This window comes from Streptomyces sp. NPDC059564, from assembly GCF_042735575.1.
Taxonomy (GTDB): Bacteria; Actinomycetota; Actinomycetes; order Streptomycetales; family Streptomycetaceae; genus Streptomyces.
Map to the genome: position 1 here is coordinate 1 of NZ_JBHWBP010000578.1, position 3025 is coordinate 3025.

A 3025-nucleotide genomic window follows, 5' to 3' on the forward strand; every position below is an offset into this window, starting at 1 on the left:
GGCCCAGACGGTGGGGACGTGTCCGGCCCGGGCGCTGGCGAGCTCCCGGGTGCGCGGATCGAAGCGCAGGAGGGTGCAGGTGGCGAAGAGCTCGCTGTCCATCGCGAGCAGGACCTCGTTGGCCTTGCCCAGCACCTCGCCGGGGTCGGTGACGACGGCGGCCACGGCGCGCAGGCAGACCCGGACCTGTCCCATGAAGGCGGTGGCGGCGACGTCGTGGCCCTGGACGTCGCCTATGGAGAAGGCGACGGCGTCCTCGGGCACCCGGAAGCCGTCGTACCAGTCGCCTCCGATGTCGAGGCCGCGCCGGGCGGGCGCGTACCGGGCGGCGGCCCGCAGCCCGGGCAGGGCGGGCAGGGAGGCGGGCAGCAGCTCGCGCTGCAGGGCCTCGGCCAGCTGTACGCGGGCCTGCTGGTGCTCCGCCCCTTCCCGCGCCTGGGCGGTGAGCTGCCCCAGCATGGCCAGCAGGTCGGCGCTGTCCGGCCGCGGGGGGCGGCGCGGGGTCATGGACCGCTCCGGGGTGCATCCATATGCCTCTGCCTCCGCTGCTGCCAAGACCGTGCTCATCATATTTCGGCCCGTCTCGGTCCGCGCAGGCGAGCGCGCCGCCCGGGTCCCGGCGGACGTCTGCGGCCGCGCCGGGCGGCCGCCCCGGCCGCGAGATGGCCGAAAAGGATCGGTACGGCTTGGCGGTGGGGAACCACGGTGCCGGGCTGCGTCCGGCCTTCCGTAAGCTCTTGATCAACCCGGCCGCCAACTGCGCTGTCCTGCCGCGCAGTCCGTGGCCGGGGGTACCCGACCAGTACCCATGACTTGAGGATCAACGTGTTCCTGCCCATGAACCGCCGTCTGGCCATCAGCGCCGCCCTCCTGGCCGTCGTGGCCGGTGTGGCTCCGGCCACCGCCGCCCAGGCCGCCCCGGCCGCCCCCGCGACCGCCCTGCCCGCGCCCGATCTCGAAGCCCTGCAGGCGGCGTTGCAGAACACGCTCGCCGCCGGCGCGCCCGGCGCGATGGCCCGTATCAGCGGCGTCGACGGGGTCCAGACCAAGACGGCGGGCGTCCGCGACAAGGTCACCGGCGCGGCCATGGACACCCAGGCCCGCTTCCGGATCGGCAGCGTCACCAAGACGTTCTCGTCCGTGGTGCTGCTCCAGCTGGTGGCGGAGCAGAAGATCGAGCTGGACCAGCCGGTCAACCGCTACCTGCCGGGCCTGCTGCCGGACGACCGCATCACGGTCCGTCATCTGATGACCCACCGCAGCGGGCTGTCGGACTACACCAACGCCATGTTCAACGACACCGTGCCCGGCTTCGAGTCCGTGCGGAACAAGGTGTTCGGCTACCAGGAGCTGGTGCAGCTCTCGTTGAAGGAGCCCCGCACGACGGAGCCCGGCGTCGCGTACTCCTACTCGAACACCAACTTCGTCGTCGTCGGCATGCTCATCGAGAAGGTCACCGGGCACCCGGTCGTCAAGGAGTACGACCGCCGCATCATCAAGCCGCTGAAGATGCGCGACACCTCGTACGTGCACCCCGACACGAAGATCAAGGGCCTGCACGCCAACGGCTACCTGCACCCGGACCAGGCCGGCCTGCCGCTCGTCGACTCCACCGAGCAGACCGTGTCGTGGGCCCAGTCCGCCGGGGCGATGATCTCCAGCGCGGCCGACCTCAACACCTTCACCTCGGCGCTGGTCACCGGCAAGCTGCTGTCGCCGCAGATGCTGGACCAGATGCTCACCGTGACCCCGACCGACGCGACCAACACGCGTTTCTACGGGCTGGGCCTGCGCCGGTACGACCTGTCGTGCGGGACCTCCGTGTACGGGCACACCGGCACCGTGCAGGGCTTCTACACGTACGCCTTCTCCACGCGCGACGGGAAGCGCAGCCTCGCCGCGATGGCGAACACCTCGAACAAGGGCGCGGCGAACACCGCCCTCGGCGGCACCCTCGAAGCGGCCTTCTGCGGCAAGAAGCCGGTGAAGGCCACCGCGCGCGGCTTCGCGGCGACCCCCCAGGCCGACGTGGACCTGCCGGAGCGCAACTCCCGCTGACGCCCGACCGGAACACGCACGACAACCGCTGCCTGTACGTCCCCTGGCAGATCCCCGACAACGGCGCGGCCGTCCGGCAGGCCGACCGCGACGCGCAGTACGTGGACCAGGTCCGGAGGATCTGAGGCAGTCCCTCACGCCCCGGCGGGCGGGCCGGCCGACGCGCCGACCCGCCCGCACCCGTGCGTCCTTCCGCGTTCCCCGGTCAGCCCGCGGCCGGAGTGCGCGGTTCGCGCCACATGCCCCAGAGGGTGGGGCCCCCTCCCGGGAGGCTGAACTCCTCGCGCACGGCGAAGCCGAAGTGCTCGTACAGCGGGACGTTCGACGGCTTGGAGGACTCCAGGTACGTCGGCACGCCCGCCGCGTCGGCCTTGGCCAGGCCCGAGCGGAGCAGGGCGGCGCCCTGCCCCTGGCCCTGGGCGGCCGGGTCGGCGCCGATGAGCGCGAGGGACAGGTGCGCCTCCCCGGGCGTGTGCTCGCCGGCCGTCTCGACGGCGGCGCCGAACAGCTCGGCGCGGTCGCCGAGGATGTTCTGGAGTTCCGCGATGGTCTCCGCGTCCGGAACGGCCGTGGCCCCCGCCTCCGGCGGGACCCAGAACGCGGCCGCCGCGCCGGTGCGTTCGCACACGCCGTGGCGGACGTACTGGCGGGTGAAGATCGTGCTGAAGTAGCGGCCCAGCGAGGCCTCGCGGGAGGCTTCGTCGGGGAAGAACCAGCGCATCATCGGGTCGTCGTCGAAGGCACGGGTCAGGATGCGGCTGATCCGGGGAGCGTCCTCGGCCGTTGCCTTCTGCGGCATGTTCGTTATCGGCATAAAGGCCATTCTGCACCCGATGATCTTGGTCCCTCCGGCGGGGTCCCCCCTCCGCCCGCAGGGCCCATCAGAGGGCGCAGGGGCCCGGAAAACACGAAAGGCAAGGAGGTTCCGCTCTCCTTGCCACTCTCAACTTATAGCGGACGGGGGGCC

The 3025-nt window shown here is 72.0% G+C and carries 3 protein-coding genes; 1 reads left to right on the forward strand and 2 read right to left on the reverse strand.

Annotated elements, in window-relative coordinates:
* On the reverse strand, positions 1–507 hold a 507-nt coding region (locus ACFV0Q_RS40430), incomplete at its 3' end, for a PP2C family protein-serine/threonine phosphatase (RefSeq protein WP_385012956.1).
* A gap of 330 nt (positions 508–837) precedes the next feature.
* Here ACFV0Q_RS40430 and ACFV0Q_RS40435 point away from each other — a divergent pair.
* A complete protein-coding gene (locus ACFV0Q_RS40435; protein ID WP_385012960.1) occupies positions 838–2058 on the forward strand; it encodes a serine hydrolase domain-containing protein in 1221 nt (406 codons plus the stop codon).
* A gap of 205 nt (positions 2059–2263) precedes the next feature.
* Here ACFV0Q_RS40435 and ACFV0Q_RS40440 read toward each other — a convergent pair whose 3' ends face one another.
* Entirely contained in the window at positions 2264–2872 is a 609-nt protein-coding gene (locus ACFV0Q_RS40440) for a GNAT family N-acetyltransferase (protein WP_385012958.1), read from the reverse strand.
* Between the last annotated feature and the right edge of the window lie 153 nt (positions 2873–3025).

What these genes read in the sequence shown, in the direction of transcription:
- ACFV0Q_RS40440 (WP_385012958.1), bottom strand. Translation starts at nt 2,872, where the DNA reads ATGCCGATAACGAACATGCCGCAGAAGGCAACGGCCGAGGACGCTCCC.
- ACFV0Q_RS40435 (WP_385012960.1), top strand. Translation starts at nt 838, where the DNA reads ATGAACCGCCGTCTGGCCATCAGCGCCGCCCTCCTGGCCGTCGTGGCC.